The sequence below is a fragment of the Tateyamaria sp. LSS28 genome (assembly GCF_059611725.1).
The window spans coordinates 166,900-189,322 of the sequence record NZ_JCAPFI010000008.1 but is presented as its reverse complement, the minus strand read 5'-3'; the positions used below and the strand labels follow the sequence as shown (position 1 = coordinate 189,322).

Below are 22,423 nucleotides of genomic sequence, written 5' to 3'. Positions count from 1 at the left end.
AGACGCGTCATCTGCGCATCCGTGAGCCAGAAAAGGTCAGACATATTCACCGCTCGTTTTCGAACCGTGAATCACGCCACTAGGCGAAAATCAATGGGTCCTGACCCTAGAACCCTGACAGTGCTTTGCGTTAGACGGCGAGGACGACATTGCCTTTTCGAAGCGCTTTGGAAACTGCAAGATCGCTATACGGCGATGTCATTATGGAAAATCGATCCCAAGCGATTCGCGGCAACCGCTGTCTTGTTGGGCAGATCGCATCATTATGGTATCTTTTTGTCCATTGATCGCGGTTTGAGAACATAAGCACCACAAAATCTGGCAGAAACACGGCAAAATTATCTGTGGTCAAGTGTCGTGATGGGGCGAACTTGAAGGTGAATCTGTTAAAAAACGGGAATGCACTTAAAATGTTCTTCTACAGTGATTTAGGCGGGTATTTGCCCATACATGTGCGTACTTTGCGTATATTAGTACAATCAGGGGTGGCAAAAATTTTCACATAAATGGGCGATGTATGCGTCTGTTTGCGTGGATAGTGCCACTTTTCAGACATTTTTCCCTTTTTTTGTATCAAAGCTGACCGTAAGAACAATCTTGCCCAACTGGGGGGCGATGTCTTTAGGTCAAGGGGGCGACCGCACAAGACGCATTGAAAGATGTGGGGAGTGTGTTCGCTACGTTGCCGAGCAACCGCTGAAAGATGCGTTTGCCGGGTCCGTACCGGTTTGCGTGTCGCAGCCGATCATTTCTCCCTCCATTTGTTAGGCGTGTATGCGGATCGCCCGACCGATAGGTGCGTCGCTTCGTCTTGGGTGAAGAGTGAGTTAATGATGGAGACGGACCGATGTGGCAAATCACCCGAGAGTTGATGCCGAAGATGGCAATCACCCGCCGTTTCGCTGTCCTGGCCGTAGCGGCCAAGATCTCCGTTTATTGTGCAATTGTTCCGGTCGCGTTGCGTGCTGCGCGCAACCACGCCTAGGAGTTCCGACACATGACCAAGTTCATTGATTTCAACGCCCTCGCTTCGGGCACTGTTGTCGACAACGAATTCAGCACCCAAGGCGTGACGATTTCGGCCACTGGTGGGGCAAATCAAGCCATGGTTTTCAACACGGCGCAGCCGACTGGGCAGGATAGCGATCTGGCGACCACGAACCTCGGGGGTGCGTTGATCATCTCGGAAGACGGCGACAGCAGTGACCCGGATGACAATGGCAGCGGTGGCAAGATCAACTTTGTCTTTGACGAACCTTCCGTCATCAACCGGCTGACATTCCTCGACATCGAGGAAGGCGCGTATGTGCGTTTTTACGATGCCCACGGGACTGAGATCGACAAGATCAAGATCGAAGATACGGACAACAATGGTCAGTCGATCGTCGATTTCGATGTATCGGGTGTGACGCGGATGGAAGTCGAACTGAAAGGTTCGGGCGCCATCGACAACCTTGTCTTCGATACCTCTGGCCTTGATGGCGTGGTGGAAGGGGACAACGACAGCAACCTGATCGACGCAGCCTATGACGAAGATCCGGAAGGCGACTGTATCGACGCCAACGATCAAGTCCTGCCGGGCGAAGGCCGCGATGATGACATTGTGGATGCCCTGGGTGGGGACGATACGGTCGAGGCCGGTCGTGCGGACGACGAAGTCTATGCTGGCAGCGGCAATGACAGTGTTCAGGGCGGCGACGGTGATGACATCATCTTTGGCGACAGCAACTATTCGGGCCCGGGCGCGGGCGTGTCCGAACGTGAAGTCTTTGAGTGGGAAAAGTCGCCCTTTGGCGATGGCAACACTCTGGGCAATTTCACGCAGGACACCGGCAATGTCGAAGTGTCGTTTTCAGTCCTTGATCAATCCGGTGCGTCCCGCACGATCCAGTCGAACGATACGCAGAATATTCAGAACATCGACGGTGACGGCAATTCGATCGATAACAACAGTTCGCTCGACAACGTTCTGAATGGTCAGGGAAATTCGGCAGAATACCAGCTTGAGTTCTCGGCCCCGGTCGAAGACGTGTCTTTCCGTATCAACGATATCGACGGCGATGGCGTCGTGCGCGTCATTGCGTATGACGCTGCTGGACAGCAGATCATCGTCAACCTTGAAGGTGGCAGCAATCTGACGCTGCTGGACACGGATGGCGTTGCGGGCAACGACACGGCGGACAGCAATGGGGGCTATCTGGCGGACACGTCCGAAGAGTATTCGCTGCTTGTCAGCATTCCGGGGCCCGTGGCGCGTATTGTGATCGAGCATGATCAGGATGGCGACGACAATTCAGGCATCAACATCACCGACGTCTATTTCGATGCACCGATCGTGGATGATGGCGCCGATGGCAATGACACGCTGGAAGGTGGTGATGGCGACGACACCATTTTCGGTGAGGGCGGCCATGACACGCTGCGCGGTGAAGATGACAATGACAGCCTTGTTGGCGGCGACGGTAATGATCGCCTTGAGGGCGGTCGGGGCAATGACGTTCTGGACGGTGGTGCCGGGCGCGACTTCCTGATTGGCGGATCGGGTGATGACACTGGTTTTGGTGGCGCTGGCAATGATGAGATCTGGATGGGGTCCGGCAACGACTCGGTCGATGGCGGCTCTGGCAACGACTGGATCCATGGCCAATCCGGTGATGACACGTTGAACGGTGATGCCGGCAGCGACATGGTCTTTGGCGAAGAGGGCAATGACGTCATTTCGGGTGGCGCCGGCGCTGACGTGCTGAGCGGTGGCGACGACGCCGACACGATCTTTGGCGGTGCGGGAGACGAGGTGGACGGCGGTGCCGGCGGCTTCAGCACCAACCCGGCGAACAACACGGACCGCGATGTTCTGGATCTGACCGGGCAGGGGCCGTTCTTTCTGGATAACGTGACGCCGGACAGCAATGGCAATGGCATCAATGGCACTGTGGTATTCGTCGATGGGGACGGCAATCCGAATGGGCTGACCCTGACCTTTACCGAAATCGAAGAGGTTGTTGGCGACGAGATCAACCGCGGCCCCGATGCCATTGATGATACGGCAGAAGTTGATGAAGACGGAAGCGTCGATATCGCTGTGCTGGGCAACGACAGCGATCCCGATGGCGATCCATTGCGCGTGACCGAAGCCACGTCGCCTGACGGCACGGTTACGATTAATCCCGATGGTACGCTCACCTTTGAGCCGAACGAGGACTTCAACGGCCCGACCACGATCACGTACACCGTGACCGACGATCAGGGTGGCGAAGACACAGCGACCGTCAATGTGACCGTGAACCCGGTCAATGACGCGCCGGATGCGATAAACGACACTGCCAGCACGGACGAAGACACGCCTGTTACCATCGACGCGCTGGCCAATGACACGGATGTGGATGGCGACACGCTGACCATTACCGGCGCATCGGTCCCTGCGGATCAGGGTACGGTCGAGATTGTGGACAATGAATTGCTGTTCACACCGGCTGAGAACTTCAATGGCGATGCGACCATTTCCTATTCCATTGAGGACGGCAATGGCGGCACTGACACGGCCGAGGTCGTGGTCACGGTCAACCCGGTCAATGACGATCCTGTCGCGGTCGATGATCTGGCCGACACGATGGAAGATGAAGCGATTGTCATTGATCTGCTGGGCAATGACACCGACGTGGATGGTGATGATCTGACACTTGCGTCTGTCTCTGTCCCCGCAGACCAGGGTTCGGTTGTCGACAACGGTGACGGCACCGTGACCTTTACCCCGGCACCGAACTTCAACGGTACCGCGACCATCGACTACACCGTATCGGACGGCAATGGTGGCACCGATGATGGTCAGGCCATCGTGAATGTTGGCGCGGTCAATGACGGTCCAACCGCCAACGACGATACCGCGACGACGGATGAGGATACGCCTGTCACCATCGACGTGATTGGCAATGATACGGATCCGGACGGAGATGACCTAACGATCACGGGCGCTTCGGTGCCAGCCGATCAGGGCATGGTCGAGATTGTGAACAACGAGTTGCTGTTCACCCCGGCCGAAAACTTCAACGGCGATGCGACCATCACATATTCGATCACGGACGGACATGGTGGCACGTCTACTGCCGAAGTCGCTGTGACGGTGAACCCGGTCAATGATGATCCGGTGGCCGTAGACGACATCGAAACCACGGATGAGGACGTGGCGGTGGTCGTGGACCTGCTGGGCAACGACACCGATGTGGACGGCGATGACCTGAGCATCGGATCGCTGAGCGTTGATCCTGCTGAAGGTTCGGTTGTCGATAATGGCGACGGCACTGTGACGTTTACACCTGCGCCGAACTTCAACGGTCCTGCGACAATCACCTACACGGTTGTTGACGGGAATGGCGGGGAAGATACGGGCGAGGCCATTGTGTCCGTCGGGGCAATCAATGACGGTCCTGTTGCAGAGGACGACGCTGACACGACTGACGAAGATACACCCGTCACTGTGGATGTGCTTGGCAATGACAGTGACGCGGACGGCGACGATCTGACTGTCATTTCCGCTGTCGTTCCGTCCGAGCAGGGTGAGGCTGCCATCAATCCCGATGGTACGATCATCTTTACCCCGGCCGAGAACTTCAACGGTACCGCGACGATCACCTACACGATCGCTGACGGCAATGGTGGCACGGACACCGCTGATCTGGTCATTGAAGTGACCCCGGTCAACGATGCACCCGAAGCCGCCGATGACGCGGAAACCACGCCGTTCAACACGGCTGTCACCATTCCCGTGCTGGACAATGACACGGATGTGGACGGCGACGCGCTGCGCGTGACCGAGGCGACCTCGCCCGATGGGGACGTGGTCATCAACGGCGATGGAACGCTGACCTTCACACCCAATGACGGGTTCGAGGGCGACGCGGTCATCGATTACACCATTACGGATGATCAGGGCGGCTTTGACAGCGCTGAGGTTACCGTGACGGTCGAGCCGAACCCGCTTGACGGGATTGTCGAGGGCAGTGATGATGGCGAACTGATCAACGAGGATTACGAGGGCGATCCCGAAGGGGATATGGTCGACAGTGGCGACAACATCTTCTCGAACGATCCTGAAGACGCGGATGACGACATCATCGAAGCGGGTGGCGGCAACGACACGGTGATCGCTGGTCAGGGTGATGACGTGGTTGACGGCGGCGACGGGGATGACCTGATCGAAACCGGCAACGGTGACATTGCGCCGGATCTTGGTTTCCCCAACGACGATGGGACACCTGTTCCCGGCTTCCCCTTCGGCTTCCCGGCAGATGATGATCCGAACAACGACCTCGACTTTGTTGATGGTGGTGCAGGTGACGACACGATCAGCACCGGCGACGATGCGGACACCATCGTGGGTGGCGCCGGCAACGATGTCATCGACGGCGGCATCGACGATGACGAGATTTCCGGCGATGAGGGCACTGACCGCATCGTGGGCGGTGAGGGCAATGACCTGATCGAAGGCGGCGTTGGCGACGACACCATCTTTGCGGGCAATGACCCCGATCTGGGGCTGGACCAGTTGAATATCGAAGATGACGGATCGAACCCGATCTTCCCGGCCGATCCGCGCCCTGACAACGGCATGGACACGGTGTTCGGTGGTGAGGGCAACGATCTCATCTTTGGCGCCGATGATGATGACGAGCTGTTTGGTGAGGAAGGCAACGACACCATCGACGGTGAGATCGATGATGACCTAATCGACGGCGGTATCGGTGATGACAGCCTGCTTGGTGGTCAGGGCAATGACACCATTCTGGGCGGCGAAGGCAATGACGTCATCGACGGAGGCGGCCAGGCCGACACGGTTGACGGTGGTGACGGCAACGACACCATCATCGGCGGCAACGGTGCGGACGATCTGTCTGGCGGTGCAGGCGACGATGTGATCGACGGTGGTACTGGTGACGACACGCTGAGCGGTGATGCCGGCAACGACTCGATCCTTGGATCTACCGGTGATGATGTCATCGAAGGCGGCTCCGGTAACGACACCATCGATGGTGGCAACGGTGGTCAGGACATCATGTCCGGTGGCGACGACCGTGACCTGTTCATCAATGTCGATGCGGGTGAAGTCGTTGACGGCGGCGGCGGCGGCGATGACTTTGACACGCTGGACCTGCGTGGGTCAGCGCCGAACAACGGGTCGCTTCAGGTGGTCTTCACCAACCCCGACGCTGGGGGTGACGGCTTTGACGGTGTGGTCAACTATTTCGATCAGAACGGTGATCCTGCTGGCACGCTGACTTTCACCGACATCGAAGAGGTGATTCCCTGCTTCACACCGGGCACTTTGATTGCGACACCAACAGGTGAGCGTCGGATCGAGGACCTTAGGGTTGGCGATCGGGTGATCACCCGTGACAATGGAATTCAAGAAATTCGTTGGGTTGGCAGCCGTGACATGTCGGGTGAAGAACTTGCCCGTGCGCAGCATCTTCGTCCGGTCCTGATCCGACAGGGCGCGCTTGGCAGGGGCCTTCCGGAGCGTGACATGCTTGTGTCACCTCAGCACCGTGTGTTGATGGCGAGTGACAAGACGGCACTGTATTTCGACGAAAGCGAAGTGTTGGTGGCGGCCAAGCATTTGACTTTCATGGACGGCATCGATGTCGTGGACGTGTCGGGTACGACCTACATCCATGTCATGTTTGACCAGCACGAAGTCATCCTGTCCGATGGCGCATGGACGGAAAGCTTCCAGCCGGGTGATATGACGTTGAATGCGATGACGGATGCGCAGCGCAGCGAAATCCTGGAGCTGTTCCCGGAACTGGAAAATGGCCAAGGATCAGGTGTCTACGCTTCCGCTCGGCGGAGCCTCAAGAGACACGAAGCGCATCTTCTCTCGCATTGAGCATTCGCCACGGTGTTGAGAGATATGCGCAGTGCCTCGCGATGATTCGCGGGGGCGCAGGGAATGGGGCATTGGGGGGTGCACCCGTTTTCTGTGTTCAATACGGGCAATAATGCCCAATTGTTTCTTCTACGGTAGCGTATGGCACTGCATTGCGGCATCTTTGTGCACGAATAACGTGCACGTTTACTTTCTTGCAGTTTTTCCCCCTGAATTTGGCTCAACTTTGAATTACTACCGTGGCCTGGGTGTTTGGTCTGTGGGGGCAGTTCATAACCCCTTTCATTGTGTGCGGATATGAAAGGCAGCTGCTATGGCCGATATCAACGGAACGTCGAACAACGACACCCTGCAGGGAACGAATGAGGATGACACGATCCAATCCCTTGGAGGTGCGGATCTGGTTTCAGGGGAAGGCGGCGACGACAGCATTCTGGGCGGCGGTGGCAATGACACCCTGTTCGGTGATGTGGGCGAAGGCACCGCGCCCGGCAATGACGCGACCCCGTTGGTGCTTGACATCAACAACCTGGTGACGCCGAACACCGGCAATGTGAACGCCGGTGCATCCGCCGTCTACAAGAACGTCGCCCAGCTTGACGACGGCACCCAGGTTTCGGCGCGGCTGGTCCTCGTGTCCAAGTTCGACAACCGTTTGACCGTGGATCTCAACGGTGGCAACGGGTTCGAAATCCTGATGAACGGGCGCGGCAGTGGGGACACCGCCGATTTCCGCATGGAATTCTTCATCCCGGACACGCCCAATGCGACCACCGGCACGCCGGTTGCGTTGAATTCGACGGCGACGATCAATGACCTTGATCGCAACAGCCCCGGAGACCAGGAAGCTGTCACGATCAACGCAAGCAGCTTCAGCGCCTTTGCCACGTCGAGCGATTCTGTTCTCAACGTGATTGAAAGCAATGGCCAGGTGACGGCCGAGGGCCGTGGCAACAACAATCCCGACGATCAGGAGGCGTGGTTTTCCGCGTCGTTTGAAAATCGCGAATTCATCGAATTCACTCTTGAAGCACGCAACACCAATTCCGGTTTCTCGTTTTCGGGCGATCTGATCGACGATCCGGTTGTGACGCCGATCGAAGCCGGGGATGACACCATTGATGGTGGCAGCGGTCAGGACGTGATCTTTGGTCAGGGCGGCGACGACAGCCTGTCCGGCGGTGAGGGCGATGACGATATCGACGGCGGCGAGGGCAACGATTTTCTTGATGGCGGCCAGGGTCAGGACGAACTGATCGGCGGTGCTGGCGACGATACCCTTGTGGGAGGCACCGGTGACGACACGCTTCTGGGCGGCGACGGCGAGGATCTGATCACCCTTGGTCCGGACAACGATCAGGCGCAGGGTGGAACAGGATCTGACCGGTTCAATTTCGACGGATTGGGCAATCACAACATTGTCGGCGGTGAAGATGCCGATGGAATGGATATCGACGTTCTTGATCTGTCTGGCGTGCGGGCGAATGTTCTGCCCGATGGGCCGGGATCGGAATCCGGCACGGTCGAATTGCTTGACGACAATGGGAACGTGGCGCGTCGCGTCACCTATTCCGAGATCGAGCAGATCATCATTTGCTTCACTCCGGGTACGCGTATCGCGACACCGAAAGGCGAGATCGCCGTTGAGAGATTGAAAACGGGCGACAAGGTCATTACCCGTGACAATGGCGCACAGACCCTGCGCTGGGTCGGACGCCGTGATCTGACGCCAGACGAAATGCGCATGAACGCGGCGTTCCAACCGGTCCTGATCCGTGCTGGTGCGCTTGGCAAGGAACTTCCCGAGCGCGATATGCTTGTATCGCCGCAGCACCGCATGCTGGTCAAATCCGATCTGGCGGAGATGATGTTCCAGGAGCGCGAAGTTCTGATTGCCGCCAAGCACCTGACCGGCCTGGACGGTGTGGATCAGGTCGAGACCGGTGCTGTCAGTTATCTGCACCTGATGTTCGATCAGCATGAGGTTGTGCTGGCGGAGGGCGCGTGGTCAGAAAGCTTCCAACCGGGTGATCACTCCTTGCGCGGCATCGGTGCAGAGCAACGGCAAGAGATTCTGACCCTGTTCCCAGAACTTGACACACTGGCGGGACTGGACACGTATAGTTCGGCGCGATTGTCACTGAAGCAGCACGAGGCACGCACCCTCGTGGATCGTCTCAGGTGATGTGACGGGTCGCGCGCCAAGCGGCCCAGTCCTCGGGCGTATCCAAATCCAGACGCGCGCGCGTGCCGGGCAGGGGAACCAAGTGAACCTTGTTGCCCGCCTGTTTGACAATATCGCGCCCGCCATCGTCTCCGAGCAGCTTTGCGAACGCTGGAAAAAGCGTGCGTTCAAAGATGATCGGATGCCCGCCGCGCCCATCTTCGGTTGCGCCGCGCCAGATCAGTGCGTCGGGACAGGTGCGTATCGCTTGCTGGACCTTTCGAAGATCATTCTCGGTGATGTCGGGTAGGTCGCCCAGGAGCAACATGGCGTGTGTGTCCTGCGGGCCCAGCGTGGCAACGATCGTGCGCAGGCTTGCGCCCATCCCTTGGGCGGCGTCCTTAACAGTGACGGGATGTGCTGTTGTTTGTGCGACAAGGTCATATCTGAGGTGCGGAGGTGGCGGCACCGCCACGCGTACATCAGTGCTGACGGCTTGCGCGATTTGGATTTGCCGTACCAGCAGCGGTTGGCCGTCCACGTCTTGCATCAGCTTGTCAGTGCCACGCATGCGCGAGGCGGCACCGGCGGCGAGGATGAGGATCGGCATCATGTTTGAACCCTAGGGCTGTCAAACATCTGTCGCAACACGGCCGCGCCTGCGCGCGACGACATTATGAGGGGGGCTAGCCCCCCGGCTGCGCCTCCCCCTCAGGATTTTCCTGAAACAGGGAAGCAGGGTATCAGCCGCGCATGCGGGCGCCGTCGGCGTCAAAGAGTGGTGTTCTGGTCATTGTCGCCTGGCGCATTTTGCCGAGGATTTCGATCTTGACGTCCTGGCCTTCTTTCACATGCTGTGGGGGCAGGAACCCCAGCGCGATGGATGCGTTCATGTGATGCGAGAAGCCGCCGGAGGTGCAGAAACCGACAACGGACCCGTCCAGCCATATGGGTTCATATCCATGGGCGTCGGCATCATCCGCATCAACGATAAAGGCACAGAGCTGGCGCGCGGGGCCCTTTGCGCGTTCGGCTTCTGCTGAGGCGCGGCCGACAAAATCCGCGTTCTTTGTCCACGAGATGAAGCGGTCCAATCCTGTTTCGGCGGCTGTGTAATCGGGTGAGTATTCTGACAGCCAAGAGCCAAAGAACTTGTCGAGGCGCAGAGACATCATGGCCCGCATGCCAAACGGCGCCATGTCGTAGGCCTGTCCGGCTTCCCACAATGTCCACCACAATTGGCGTTGGGCCATGGGATCGCAGTAGATTTCGTAGCCCAGATCGCCGGTGTAGCTGACCCGCTGCACGATGCAGTCGGTCATGCCGACGGTGAGGGGCCGGATGTCGAGGAAGTTCATATCCGCGATATCCGAGCGCGTGCAGGCCTGCAGCACATCGCGCGCCCTTGGCCCAGCCAATTGGAAGCCGTTCCTTTTATCACTTATATTTTCAATGTTTGCGCCGTCTTCTTCATGTATTCGAAAGTGCCGCATATGCACCGCTTGCGCGCCATAGCTTGCGGTGAGCTGGAACTCTGTCTCGGTCAGGCAGGACATCGTGAAGTCACCGATCAGCTTGCCCTTGGGGCTGAGCATGGGTGTCAGTGAGACACGGCCTGGCTGTGGCACGCGGCCTGCCATGATGCGGTCGAGCCATGCGCGCGCCCTTGGGCCCGTGATGAGGTACTTGCCGAAATTGTGGACTTCGTTGATGCCGACGCCGTTTCGGACTGCCGCCACTTCGCGCGCAGTAGCAGCGAATGCAGCGAATGCATCGGAGCGGCGGAAACTTGGGGTCTCATGGGCAGGCTCATCGCCCCGCGCAAAGTAGTTGGGTACTTCCAGCCCGTATTGCTGGCCCCAGACGGCGCCCATATCGGTGAAGATATCGTACATGGGCGTTGTGCGGTTGGGCCGGGCGGCGGGCAGTTCTTCGTTCGGGTAGGCAACGCTGAACCGTTTTTGGTAGTTTTCGATGACCTTGGGGCGGGTGTAGCCCGGGCTGATCCAGTTGCCGAAGCGGGCGACGTCCATGGCGGTCACGTCGCGTTCGCACTCCCTCTCGATCATCCATTGCGCCAGCATCAGGCCGACACCGCCGCCTTGGCTGAACCCCGCCATGACACCGCAGGCGGACCAGTAGTTGCGCATGCCCGGAACAGGGCCGACCAGCGGGTTGCCGTCCGGCGCAAAGGTGAAAGGGCCGTGAATGACCGATTTGATTCCAGCGGTTTCGAGGACAGGGAAGCGTTTGTAGGCAAAGGCGATGCTGTCTTCGATCTTGTCGAAATCGTCGGGGAGGAGTTCGTGGCCGAAGCTCCATGGTGTGCCATCAACGGCCCAGGGTCGGCAGGGTTGTTCATAGAAGCCGATGCAGAGGCCGCGGCCCTCTTGCCGGAGATAGCTTTCGCCTGCGGGGTCCATGACGTGCGGGTGCTCTTCACCCCGTTCGTAGATGTCGGCGATGTCGTCCGTGACGATGTACTGGTGTTCCATTGGGTGCAGGGGCAGGTAGACGCTTGCCATTGCGCCCACCTCGCGCGCCCAAAGGCCGCCGGCGTTGACCACGTGTTCGGCATGGATGGTGCCCTTGTCTGTGACCACATCCCATGTGCCATCTGGGCGCTGGTTGGTTTCCTGCACCATGGTGTGGGTGTGGATGGTGGCGCCGCCCATGCGCGCGGCCTTTGCATAGGCGTGCGTGGTGCCAGAAGGATCGAGGTGCCCGTCGAGGGGGTCGTAGAGTGCACCGATGATGCCGTCTGTGTTGGTGATCGGGGCGATTTGGGCGATCTCTTCCGGACCGACGATTTCAGTTTCCAGCCCCATGAATCGGTGCTTGGCCCGTTCAGCGAGCAGCATGTCGAACCGGTCCTGATTGTCGGCCAATGTGATCCCGCCCACATGATGCAGCCCGCAGGACATCCCCGTGATCTCTTCCAGCTCTTTATAGAGACGGATGGTGTAGCCTTGCAGCGCGGCCATGTTGGTGTCGCCGTTCAGCGTATGAAACCCGCCTGCCGCATGCCACGTGCTGCCAGAGGTCAGTTCGGACCGTTCCAGCAGCATGACGTCGAACCAGCCAAGTTTCGTCAGGTGATAAAGGACAGAGGCGCCGACGACGCCACCGCCGATGACGGCGACACGAGTTGTGGTCTGCATGGCTTTCCCTTGATTGATGCGCCGATAGAGCCCAATCGATGCGCTTGAGGAAAGCGCGAATGCGACGGGTCATGTCGCTCAAGGTATCCTGCGGGTGTTTTGATGCGCTGGCACGCGCCTGATATGCCAACAGCAACATACCGATTGTTCCGGGAGCCGGAGAATGGGCAATCCGCCCGCGTTATTCCGCGAGCGACGCGGCATGTCGCGCCGGGGCAATCAACGGGCCGCGCCCGGACGCAGGGTGAACGTCAGCGAAACAGTTGCAAAGGCACCCCCCATGCGTACCCATGCACAGGCCGTCGTGATTGGCGGCGGCGTCATTGGCTGTTCGATCCTGTATCACCTGACGAAACTGGGATGGACCGACGTTGTCCTGTTGGAACGGGATGAGCTGACCAGCGGGTCCACGTGGCACGCGGCTGCCAATATCCACGGCCTGCACGACAGTACCAACATCAGCCGCATCCAGCACTACACGATGGGTCTTTACAAGGAGTTGGAACAGGAAACCGGGCAGGGCTGCGGGGTGTTTCAGCCGGGGTCGTTGTACCTGGCCCAGACCGAAGCACGTGACCATCAGCTGCGACTGCAAGCGGCGAAGGCCAAGCTGTACGGGATGAACTTCCACGAGGTCAGTCGGGGCGAGGCGGAGCGCCTGCACCCGCTGGTCAACTTTGATGGTGTGCGTTGCATCATGTGGGAGCCGGATGGAGGGAATGTCGATCCATCTGGGGTCACCAATGCCTATGCGACCGGTGCGCGCCAGAACGGGGCAGAGATTATCCGGTTTTGCCCGGTCACCGGGACAGAGCAGCAAGCGGATGGCACTTGGATTGTCCGGACAGAGCAGGGCGATATTGCAACGCCGTGGGTTGTGAATGCTGCCGGACTGTGGGGACGTGAGGTGGCTGCACTGGCTGGGGTTGACCTGCCTTTGCAACCGACAGAGCATCAGTATTTCGTGACGGACACTATCGCAGAGGTGGCGGCGATGGACCGCCGTTTGCCCTCTGTCGCGGATCGGGATGGCGAATATTACCTGCGCCAAGAGGGGCAGGGCCTGCTTGTGGGCGCCTACGAAAAGGACGTGCGGTTCTGGGCGGAGGACGGCACGCCGCAGGGTTTTGGCCATGAATTGTTTGCGGATGATCTTGAGCGTATCGAAGATAACATGATGCGCGCCATTGAGCGGGTGCCGGTCATCGGGACCGCCGGGATCAAACGGGTGATCAATGGCCCGATGATCTGGTCACCGGATTCGAATGTTTTGTTTGGCCCGGTGCCGGAACTGACCGGTTACTTTTGTTGCAACGGTATCATTCCGGGCTTCTCGCAATCCGGGGGTATGGGGCTGTTGGCGGCAGAGTGGATTGTCGAGGGGGAAACCAAGTACGACATGTTTGCCTGGGATATGGCCCGGTTCGGCCAGTGGGCGGGCAAAGCATTCACGAAGGCGCGTGTCGGTGACCAATATGCGCATCGGTTCAAGATCCATTTTCCAGGGGAAGAGCGTGAGGCCGGTCGGCCCGTGCGTACCCGTCCCGTTTACGAGATGCAGCGCGACATGAAGGCCAGGATGGGCCTGAATTACGGATGGGAGCATCCGTTGTATTTCGGTGATGTGGAGGATACCGCCGGATTTACGCGTCAGCCGTGGTGGGATGTTGTCGGGGCCGAGGCCCGCATGCTGCGTGACCGGGCCGGGATCATCGATATCTCGAATTTCGCCAAATATGTGTGCAAGGGCCCGGACGCAGAGGACTGGCTGAACGCGGTCTTTGCCAACCGGATGCCAAAAGCTGTTGGACGTTCCTGTCTGACGCCGCTGATCGGAAAACGCGGTGGAATTGCCGGGGACTTCACTGTGACCCGACTGGCAGAGGAAGAGTTTTGGATCATCGGTTCTGGCATGGCCGAGCGCTATCACCAGCGCTTTTTTAAAGAGATACCTCTGCCCCTTGGAACCACCTTTGAAAGCTGTACAGACGCAATGTGTGGGTTCAATGTTGCCGGTCCAGACAGCCGCGCGCTGTTGCAGCGCTTGACCAACACGTCCTTGGGCACTGATGCGTTTCCGTTCATGCGGTCGCAGTGGATTGAGGTTGCGGGGGTCAAAACCCTGGCTCTGCGTGTTTCTTTCACAGGAGATCTGGGCTGGGAATTGCATTGCCGCGCCGAAGATCAGGTGAGGCTGTATTCTGCATTGATCGATGCGGGCGCGGATATGGGTGTTGGCCCGGTTGGAAGCCGTGCGCTTATGAGCCTTCGGATTGAAAAGGGTTATGGATCGTGGGGCCGGGAGTACAGCCCTGAATACTGGCCACAAGAAGTTGGCTTGGACAGTTTGGTGAAAATGGACAAGGATTTCCTGAACAAGGCGGCCGTCGAGAAAAGCAGTGCTGAAACTTCACGCGAATTGCTGGTGCTATTGCATCTGGATGAGGCGAGCGCGCGTGCATCCGGCGCTGATGCCACCGGCGGAGAGCCTATTTTTCAAGACGGTGTTGGAATTGGCAGGGTCACGTCGGGTGCGTATGGTTACAGCGTCGGAATGAGCCTCGCGCTGGGGTTCGTTAGTGGGGCAAAGCCGGGGGATCTGGTTGACGTTATGGTTCTTGGGAGGAGCCATAGGGCAAAGATACTGGAAAAACCTCCGTTCGACCCGGATGGTACTCGCCTGAGATCATAACGTGCACGGTGTAGACGAAAGGAAACACCAATCGATACAAACCTGTAACTGACACCGAATTGCCTGCCGTATACACCCAATAGACCTTTGCAACGCATTTACTCTAATTAGCGTCACATGGTAGGCAGCCTTCATGTTGAGGAAGGTTTTCAACCACGAAGTGCAGGTTTTTGTCTCGAATGGCGACCGGGCGCACTTCACGATACGCGAAATGCACGAGCTGTATACGTCTTGGCAGATGTGGCTTCTGGTGCTCGTCGGCTTCTTCATCATGGCAACCGGCCATCCTGTGACTTTGCCGCAGTTTGAAAGCTTCGGGCTACGATTGGCGTTCTGGTTTGTAGCGCTTTTTTTGTACCTGTTCTTGTCCATGTTCTATGCGCTGGCCACCTGCCGCATCTGGCGGTCGACCTTTGGCGGCCCGATTCCCTTGATTATCCTCTCATCTCCATTGGTGCTGGCTTCCACTTACCTTACGGCCGGCGGGCTGACGATCTTGTTTGAACCTGGCAAACCTGCATTTGGTTCCATGACGTGGCAGATGAATTTGAGGAACGTGTTCGTTGCTCATGTCTTCGAAACTGTGGCCTTGCTTTGGCTGTTACCAGCGCAGCGTGCACGCAAGGCAATCAAGAGTGCGGGTCGCGATATCACTTTGGCAGGCCGCAAAGTGGGGCTGACACAAATTTCGCGCGTCAAGGCGGCTGAGCACCATCTGGAAATCTACATGTCGGGCAAGGTGGAGATTATCCGCGAACGTATGGCGACATTCCTCGACCAGGTCAGTCCGGAAGATGGAATCCAAACGCACCGGTCACACTGGGTTGCTCGCCAGACCGCGCGATCCTTGTCCGGTTCGAAATTGACCCTGACCGATGGTCAGGAAATCCCCGTTGCCCGCGGTCGTCTCGATGATGTGCGCGCGTGGGTCAGCACGCACAGCGATACCAAAGAGCTTTTGTAAGACACGCTAGTCGAGCGTCTGAATTCTCAATGCAGTGATCCGGTTTCCTTCGCGCGCTGTCACTTCGAACCGGAAACCATGGAAGCTGAAGACCTGACCGATTGTGGGGATTGTCTGGGCCTCGTGAATCACCAACCCCGCAACGGTGTTTGCTTCGTCATCTGGCAGGTTCCAATCCGTTGCACGGTTGAGATCGCGGATCGTCATGGCGCCGTCGATGTGGAAATGCCCGTCTTCGCCACGTTGTACGGCATGCTCACCGTCCGGGTCGAACTCATCCGTGATCTCACCAACGATTTCTTCGAGGATGTCCTCAAGCGTGATCAGACCTTGGAGCGAGCCATATTCATCCACCACAAGTGCAAAGTGGGTGCGCATGCGCAGGAATTGCCGCATCTGGTCATCGAGAGTGGTCGTCTCGGGCACGAAGTAGGGCGGCATTGCCACCTGACTGATGTCGAATGATTTAAGCGCCGCTGCGTCCCCTTCGGGTCCGCCAATCACTTGATACATGGCGCGCAAAAGGTCCTTGGCGTGGATCACACCGGTGATGTTTTCCTGCTCTCCGCGATAGACCGGAAGGCGCGTGTGGTTTGATTTCAGACACTGTTCCAGGATGGCCTGCGGATCGTCCTCTGCATCAATCATTTCAATACCAGAGCGATGCAGCATGATTTCTTCGACCACACGGTCACCCAGATCCAGTGCGCCGAGGATGCGGTCACGATCTTCCTTTTCCACGACGCCTTCGGAATGGCCCAGTTGCAGGGCGCCCGCGATCTCCTCGCGCACCGCCATGATGTGGCTGTCGGGATCAATCGTGACGCCAAACACCCGCAAGACACCGCGCACCAGCAGGCGAACCGCCGAAACGATCGGGGAAAAGACGGTCACCACAAGAGAGATTGGGCGCGAGACAAGCGATGCGGCGGTTTCGGAGTTCGTGATGGCATAGGTCTTTGGCAGCACCTCTGCAAAAATCAGGACAAGCAGTGTCATGACCAATGTGGCCAGTGCCACGCCGGATTCCCCGAAGGCCCGCGTGAAGATCGCCGTGGCCAGCGAAGTGGCAAGGATGTTGACGAGGTTGTTGCCCAGCAGGACCGAACCAATCAGCCTTTCGTTGTCCTCGGTGATCTGAAGTGCCCGTTCGGCACCGCGCGATCCTTTGTCGGCCTTGGCCCGCAATTTGCCCCGCGACGCGGCGGTCAGCGCGGTTTCCGAGCCGGAGAAAAAGCCGGACATGACCAGCAAGCCAAGGATCACAGCGCTTGTGATCCAGAACGCCGCGTCGAGCGTCGATGAGGGGTCGTCCATTCGTGATTTATCCTTTGATCTTGGATCGGTTATGGGGGTGACAGACGACGCAATCAAGGGATGCGACAGGATGCGCGTGCAGGATTTGGGCGTGATTGATGATCAGGTGCTGATCTTTGGTGGCCCATACTCGAACCTTCAGGCGACCGAGGCTGTTCTGGCCGAGGTCGGGGCGCGAGGCGCATATGCCATTTGCACAGGCGACGTGGTTGCCTATTGCGGGCGGCCTGCCGAAACCGTTGCCGCGATCCGCGCTGCGAGATGCGCGGTGATTGCAGGCAATTGCGAGATACAGTTGGCGGAGGGGGCCGCTGATTGCGGATGCGGGTTTGAAGAGGGAAGCTCATGCGACCTGCTGTCTGTGGGATGGTATCGGTTTGCCGACGGTCAGATCGGGTCTGAGGATCGCAACTGGATGCGGGCCTTGCCCGACATCATCACCTTTTTGCATTGCGGCGCGCGCTACGGTGTCATTCACGGCGGGGTGACGGATGTGGCCCGGTTCTTGTGGTCAACCTCACCCGCTGATGCGTTCGAGGTCGAGTACCGGGCTTTGGAGGCCATCATTGGTCCGCTGGATCATGTGATCTCTGGTCATTCGGGCATTCCGTTTCGGCGTCCGGTTGGCACTGGTGAATGGATCAATGCGGGCGTCGTTGGCATGCCTCCGCATGATGGCAGCTGTGACACGGCCTATGCAACGCTGACATCTGGGCAGCTCAGCCTGCATCGTCTGAAATATGATGTGGGCGGTGCTGTCAGAGACATGGAAGCCGCCGGTTTGACGCATGGGTATCACGAGGCTCTGCGCTCGGGTCACTGGCCTTCGGAGGATGTGTTGCCCCCTGATTTACGGCTGTCTTTGGCCAGTGGGTGATGATCTAGCACAAGTTGCGTCAGGCGTTCATCGACCACATGCGTATAAATCTCGGTCGTTGCGACATCGGCGTGGCCCAGCATTGTCTGAATCGCCCGCAGATCAGCGCCGCCCGCCAAGAGATGTGTTGCAAAGGCGTGGCGCAGGGTATGCGGGGTCACCTTGTTGGGATCAACACCAGCATGGACAGCCAGTGATTTGATCCGGGCGTAGAACCAGTGGCGGGTCAAATAGCCGGATGCCCCGCGGGAGGGAAAGAGGAAGCGAGATGGCGCGGTGCCCTTGTCTTCCAGCTTTTGTTGTTTGGCGTCGCGCAGCTTGATCCATTCGAACAACGAAAGACGGGCCGAAGGCGACAGGGGAACCATCCGTTCCTTGCCGCCTTTGCCCAGGATCAGGAGCATCTGGGGATCGCCACGGGCTGACGACACAGGCAGGCTGACCAACTCACTGACCCGCATGCCCGTGGCATAGAGCAGCTCCATCAGGCAGGTGTCGCGCAGCTGGTCATGTTCGCCACGCCCAAAGGCGCGCGCCGATGTCAAAAGGCGCTCCACCTCATCTTCGTCAAGCGTTTTGGGCAGGCGTTTGTCCTGACCGGGGCTTGCGATCTGGATGGCGGGATTGTCGCTGCGCCATCCTTCTTCAAAAGCGAAGCGATAAAGCTGCTTGATGGCGGACAGACGACGGGCGCGGGTGGACTTGGCAAGGCCCTGCGCGTCGCAATGGATCAGGTAGGCTTCGATCTGCGCGGTTGTCGCAGTTTCAAATTCGGCATTCTGCTTTACCAGCCAAGCGCCAACATCCTTGAGGTCGCGACCGTAGGCCAACAGCGTGTTGCGCGCAGCGCCCAGTTCAGCCGCTTGCGCATCCAGAAAGGTCGAGATCCAGCGGTCGCTCATCCTGTTCCTCTCAGCAAAAGAACCTGCAGCGCAGTGCGTCGCGCCACGTCTTCGAGGCCAAGCGCGCGCAACGTTGCAAGACCGGTGGTCAGTTGCGCCACGTCGCCCGAACTGCCGGCATGGGCCAGTGCAACACTTTGCAGCAGTGCGTTCCCGAGAGCGTCCGACTGCGCTAATTCCACGATCTGAGGGTCTGGTGGTGCATCAGAGAATGCGGCAACGATCGCCCCTTCAATCCCATCTGCGCTGAGACCGGGCGGTATGGAACCCGCCGCGACGGCACTTAACACCGGGCGGCGCATGGCGCGGGCGGGGAATTGTGCGGCGGCCACTTCATAGTTTGGGGACAGCAATAGCACCTCGAATGCAAGATCGGCTGTTGCGCCGCTTAGGACCAATTCGGAAAGTTTTTCTGAGAACAGTCCGGCAAAGACGGTTTGCAAGCCAGCATCACGCATTGCGCGCCATGCGCGGGGAAGCGTCTTGGAGACAGCGGCCGGGCTGCCTGTCGAAAGCGCGGTTTCGAACCGTTGCACGGCGGCGACCCGGTCCCACACGCCGCCCGATGCCGCAGGCCGACGTTGTGTGTAAAGGCCCAGAAGGCGGTTGTCGCCAAGCGCACCGCGTTGCGCCAGACGCTCTGCTGCCTCCAACTGTGCCTTCCAGCCAGAGTTGGGCGACAAGTCAGCGTTGGCGTAGGCAACGGGCCATCCGCGTGTCGGGATTGGCGTGCCAATGGCTTGGAACAGGCGGAAAGCCAGCGGATCCGGTGTAGACGGGACGGGCAGGGGCGGCTCACCTTCGAACAGCTCGGTATCTAGGAATCGCTCCAGCGCGTCTGCCATCGCTGGTTCAATGAGGCCGAGGGCGCGAGATGTGCCTAAAACCAGTACGGCGTCATCCCAATCCCCGGCTCGCGCCGAACAAAAGACATCGTAGACCTTGGCGGGTGAAAGACTTGGGTTTTGCGTGGTTAGAGCGCAAGCACCCCCCTCGGTTCCCGCGATCAGCGACAAATCGAGGTAGCGTTTCAGGTGTGCGGAACTGCGGTTCACGGCAGTCTGTTCAAGCAGTGCAAGCGCGGGGTCCAACGCCCCGAACCGCATAAGTGCATCAACCCTTGCCAGATCGAAGGCCGACGCATCGCCACCTGGCGGGTTCGCTTCAGCCAGCAATAAGGTCATGATGAGGGATTGCAGCGCAGGTAATGACGTATCGGGCAGATCTTTGACCGCTTCGGCCAAGTCGGATCCGTTGCTGGCAGACCAAAGCGTGTCGGGAAGGCCGGTCACGTTTGAGGGCGCGAGCCCGACGCGCTGTGCCGCATCATCGCCCAACGGTTGCACGGTGACTTGCGGTACGATGCCGCTGGACGTGACATCCGGTTCAGGTTGAACGGGTTGAGCCGCCTGAACCGCCTCTTGCGTATCAAGCCAGTCTATCACGCTCAGCGGGGCTGTGGCCTGTTCCTGTCCATTCAGACCGGTGCCAGCGCTGATCAGCACGGCAAGAAGAGGACCAAAACTATTCTGCATCCAATGTGACAGGCACACGTGTTTCATCCTGGGGGGGCGAGAAGTTGGCGCCGAAATACTCGCCCACATAGGCATACCCGACCAGCCCAATGAATCCGATGATCGCTAGAAAGATCAACAGCTTGAATAGACGGATCATGTTTTTGCCTGCCCCAGAATTCTTGTTGGTGGTTCTTTGTTTTGCTCAAAGCATATATGGCCTTTTTCGCAAAATCACGTCATTGACGGCCATATGAGCGAAAATCAGCATAATAACAACTTGGGGGCAGGCTTCCGACTGAACAAGACCGTTGTCATGGTTGGCATGATGGGGGCGGGAAAGACGGCCGTGGGTCGTGCGCTGGCTCAGAGGCTGGGGGTGCCGTTTCTGGACAGCGACGCAGAGATTGAAAGCGCCGCCAACATGACCGTACCCGAGATTTTTGAGCGAGATGGCGAGCCTTTCTTTCGGAGCAAGGAAACACAGGTGATTTCCCGTCTGTTGGACGAGGAACGGGGTATTTTATCGACCGGTGGTGGGGCTTTTTTGGCGGAAGAAAACCGGACCAACATCACGGCCCGTGGCGTGTCTGTCTGGCTGAATGCAAGCCTTGATCTGCTGTGGCAAAGGGTCCGCCACAAAGATACACGGCCTTTGCTGCGCACACCCAATCCGCGCGCCACCTTGGGCGAGATTTATGATGCACGCGTGCCGCTTTATGCGCTGGCAGATGTGACCGTTGTGTCTCTGCCGAACCTGAGTATCGAGGAAATGGTGGACCGTGTGATTGCCACGTTGCTGGCGGAACGACCCGATGTGTTGGAGAAGACGGATGCGTGAGACTGTCCACGTGCCTCTGGGCGACCGGGCGTATGATGTGCTGATCGGGCCCGGGTTGTTGGCCGAGGCTGGCACGTTGATTGCGCCGCTCTTGCCCCGTCCACGTGTTGCCATCGTGACTGAAACGCGGGTCGCGGCGCTGCATCTTGACGCTTTGCGTGCGGGCTTGGCCAATGCGGGGATTGAGGCGGTTGCATTGGAGTTGCCACCCGGTGAGGCGACAAAGGGCTGGGCACATCTCGCTCAGGTCACCGAGTGGTTGCTGGACCAGAAGATTGAGCGTCGCGACGTAGTTGTGGCTCTTGGCGGAGGCGTCATTGGCGACTTGGTGGGCTTTGCCTGTGCCATCCTGCGCCGCGGCGTGCGGTTTGTGCAGGTACCCACATCACTGTTGGCGCAGGTCGACAGTTCGGTCGGGGGCAAGACGGGGATTAATACCACGCAGGGCAAAAACCTTGCTGGTGCCTTTCACCAGCCCAGCCTCGTCCTGGCCGACACGGATGTATTGGCGTCGTTGTCCGAGCGCGATTTCCTTGCGGGATATGGCGAGGTGATGAAATACGGCCTGTTAGGCGATGCCGCGTTCTTTGGATGGCTCGAGGAGAATGCGCCTGCGATGGCGGCAGGTGACATGGAACTGCGTGTGGCGGCCGTGAAACGATCTGTCGAAATGAAGGCTGAAATCGTGACCCGTGACGAGACGGAGCAGGGGGACAGGGCGCTTTTGAACCTCGGCCATACGTTCTGTCACGCGCTAGAGGCTGCTACTGGATACTCGGACCGCTTGCTGCATGGCGAGGGCGTTGCCGTCGGTTGCGGTCTGGCCTTCGAGTTGTCGGCGCGATTGGGGCTGTGTTCGCAGGAAGATCCCAGCCGGGTGCGCGCGCATATCAAGGCGATGGGGATGAAGGCAGACATTTCCGACATTCCGGGCGATTTGCCGGATGCGGCTGGTCTGTTGAACCTGATGGGGCAGGACAAGAAGGTTGTGGCGGGTACGCTGAATTTCATCCTGGCCCGCGGCATAGGTCAGGCCTTTGTCACATCGGATGTCCCTGAGGATACTGTGATGTCTGTTTTGAAGGATGCACTGCGGGACAAGTGACTA

14 protein-coding genes are annotated in these 22,423 nt (G+C 58.6%); 8 read left to right on the top strand and 6 right to left on the bottom strand.

The genetic code is table 11. The annotated features are described in order from the left end of the window. Window positions 1-847 precede the first annotated feature (847 nt). The 3 genes from AC53L6_RS21835 to AC53L6_RS21825 all read left to right on the top strand — a co-directional run bounded on the left by AC53L6_RS21835 (window position 848) and on the right by AC53L6_RS21825 (window position 9,068). Entirely contained in the window at window positions 848-985 is a 138-nt protein-coding gene (locus tag AC53L6_RS21835; protein ID WP_299207035.1) for a hypothetical protein, read from the top strand. A 12-nt stretch (window positions 986-997) separates the two neighbouring features. After that, the gene (locus AC53L6_RS21830) at window positions 998-6,883 is read left to right on the top strand and encodes a cadherin-like domain-containing protein (protein ID WP_496909363.1); all 5,886 of its coding nucleotides are present in this window, start codon (window positions 998-1,000) and stop codon (window positions 6,881-6,883) included. A 313-nt stretch (window positions 6,884-7,196) separates the two neighbouring features. Next, window positions 7,197-9,068 (top strand): Hint domain-containing protein, encoded by a 1,872-nt coding sequence (locus AC53L6_RS21825; RefSeq protein ID WP_496909362.1) that lies wholly within the window; start codon window positions 7,197-7,199, stop codon window positions 9,066-9,068. On the opposite strand, the gene AC53L6_RS21820 is transcribed toward AC53L6_RS21825, so the two are convergent. Beyond that, window positions 9,061-9,660: a nucleotidyltransferase family protein gene (locus tag AC53L6_RS21820; protein WP_496909361.1), complete on the bottom strand. Its 600-nt coding sequence runs from the start codon at window positions 9,658-9,660 to the stop codon at window positions 9,061-9,063. The genes AC53L6_RS21825 and AC53L6_RS21820 overlap by 8 nt on opposite strands. Before the next feature lie 130 nt (window positions 9,661-9,790). Beyond that, on the bottom strand, window positions 9,791-12,208 hold the full coding sequence (locus tag AC53L6_RS21815; RefSeq protein WP_496909360.1) for a GcvT family protein: 2,418 nt from the start codon (window positions 12,206-12,208) through the stop codon (window positions 9,791-9,793). A gap of 280 nt (window positions 12,209-12,488) precedes the next feature. Between AC53L6_RS21815 and AC53L6_RS21810 the strand changes: the two genes are divergently transcribed. Both AC53L6_RS21810 and AC53L6_RS21805 read left to right on the top strand, forming a co-directional pair. Further along, window positions 12,489-14,900 carry a GcvT family protein gene (locus AC53L6_RS21810; RefSeq protein WP_496909369.1) on the top strand — a complete coding sequence of 804 codons (2,412 nt, stop codon included), beginning with the start codon at window positions 12,489-12,491 and terminating at the stop codon, window positions 14,898-14,900. A 370-nt stretch (window positions 14,901-15,270) separates the two neighbouring features. Next, window positions 15,271-15,864, top strand: a complete 594-nt coding sequence (locus tag AC53L6_RS21805) for a LytTR family DNA-binding domain-containing protein (protein WP_299748781.1) — start codon at window positions 15,271-15,273, stop codon at window positions 15,862-15,864. Between the two features lie 6 nt (window positions 15,865-15,870). Here the strand turns inward: AC53L6_RS21805 and AC53L6_RS21800 are convergent, their stop codons facing one another. After that, on the bottom strand, window positions 15,871-17,181 hold the full coding sequence (locus AC53L6_RS21800; protein WP_299207023.1) for an HlyC/CorC family transporter: 1,311 nt from the start codon (window positions 17,179-17,181) through the stop codon (window positions 15,871-15,873). Here AC53L6_RS21800 and AC53L6_RS21795 point away from each other — a divergent pair. Next, window positions 17,138-18,058 (top strand): metallophosphoesterase family protein, encoded by a 921-nt coding sequence (locus AC53L6_RS21795; RefSeq protein WP_496909359.1) that lies wholly within the window; start codon window positions 17,138-17,140, stop codon window positions 18,056-18,058. The genes AC53L6_RS21800 and AC53L6_RS21795 overlap by 44 nt on opposite strands. On the opposite strand, the gene AC53L6_RS21790 is transcribed toward AC53L6_RS21795, so the two are convergent. From AC53L6_RS21790 to AC53L6_RS21780, 3 genes are read right to left on the bottom strand one after another with little or no spacing between them, the layout of a single operon-like run. Continuing rightward, window positions 17,998-18,960 carry a site-specific tyrosine recombinase XerD gene (locus tag AC53L6_RS21790; protein WP_496909358.1) on the bottom strand — a complete coding sequence of 321 codons (963 nt, stop codon included), beginning with the start codon at window positions 18,958-18,960 and terminating at the stop codon, window positions 17,998-18,000. The two genes, AC53L6_RS21795 and AC53L6_RS21790, sit on opposite strands and share 61 nt — an antisense overlap. After that, window positions 18,957-20,495, bottom strand: coding sequence for a hypothetical protein (locus tag AC53L6_RS21785; RefSeq protein ID WP_496909357.1), 1,539 nt, complete (start codon window positions 20,493-20,495; stop codon window positions 18,957-18,959). The genes AC53L6_RS21790 and AC53L6_RS21785 overlap by 4 nt, the downstream gene beginning before the upstream one ends. After that, entirely contained in the window at window positions 20,485-20,634 is a 150-nt protein-coding gene (locus tag AC53L6_RS21780; RefSeq protein WP_189368471.1) for a hypothetical protein, read from the bottom strand. Before AC53L6_RS21780 ends, AC53L6_RS21785 begins: the two co-directional genes overlap by 11 nt. A gap of 93 nt (window positions 20,635-20,727) precedes the next feature. On the opposite strand from AC53L6_RS21780, the gene AC53L6_RS21775 reads away from it, so the two are divergent. Together AC53L6_RS21775 and aroB are read left to right on the top strand one after the other, a co-directional pair. Beyond that, window positions 20,728-21,315 (top strand): shikimate kinase, encoded by a 588-nt coding sequence (locus tag AC53L6_RS21775; protein WP_299702733.1) that lies wholly within the window; start codon window positions 20,728-20,730, stop codon window positions 21,313-21,315. Beyond that, the gene (aroB, locus tag AC53L6_RS21770) at window positions 21,308-22,420 is read left to right on the top strand and encodes a 3-dehydroquinate synthase (RefSeq protein ID WP_496909356.1); all 1,113 of its coding nucleotides are present in this window, start codon (window positions 21,308-21,310) and stop codon (window positions 22,418-22,420) included. The genes AC53L6_RS21775 and aroB overlap by 8 nt, the downstream gene beginning before the upstream one ends. The last annotated feature ends 3 nt before the right edge of the window (window positions 22,421-22,423 follow it).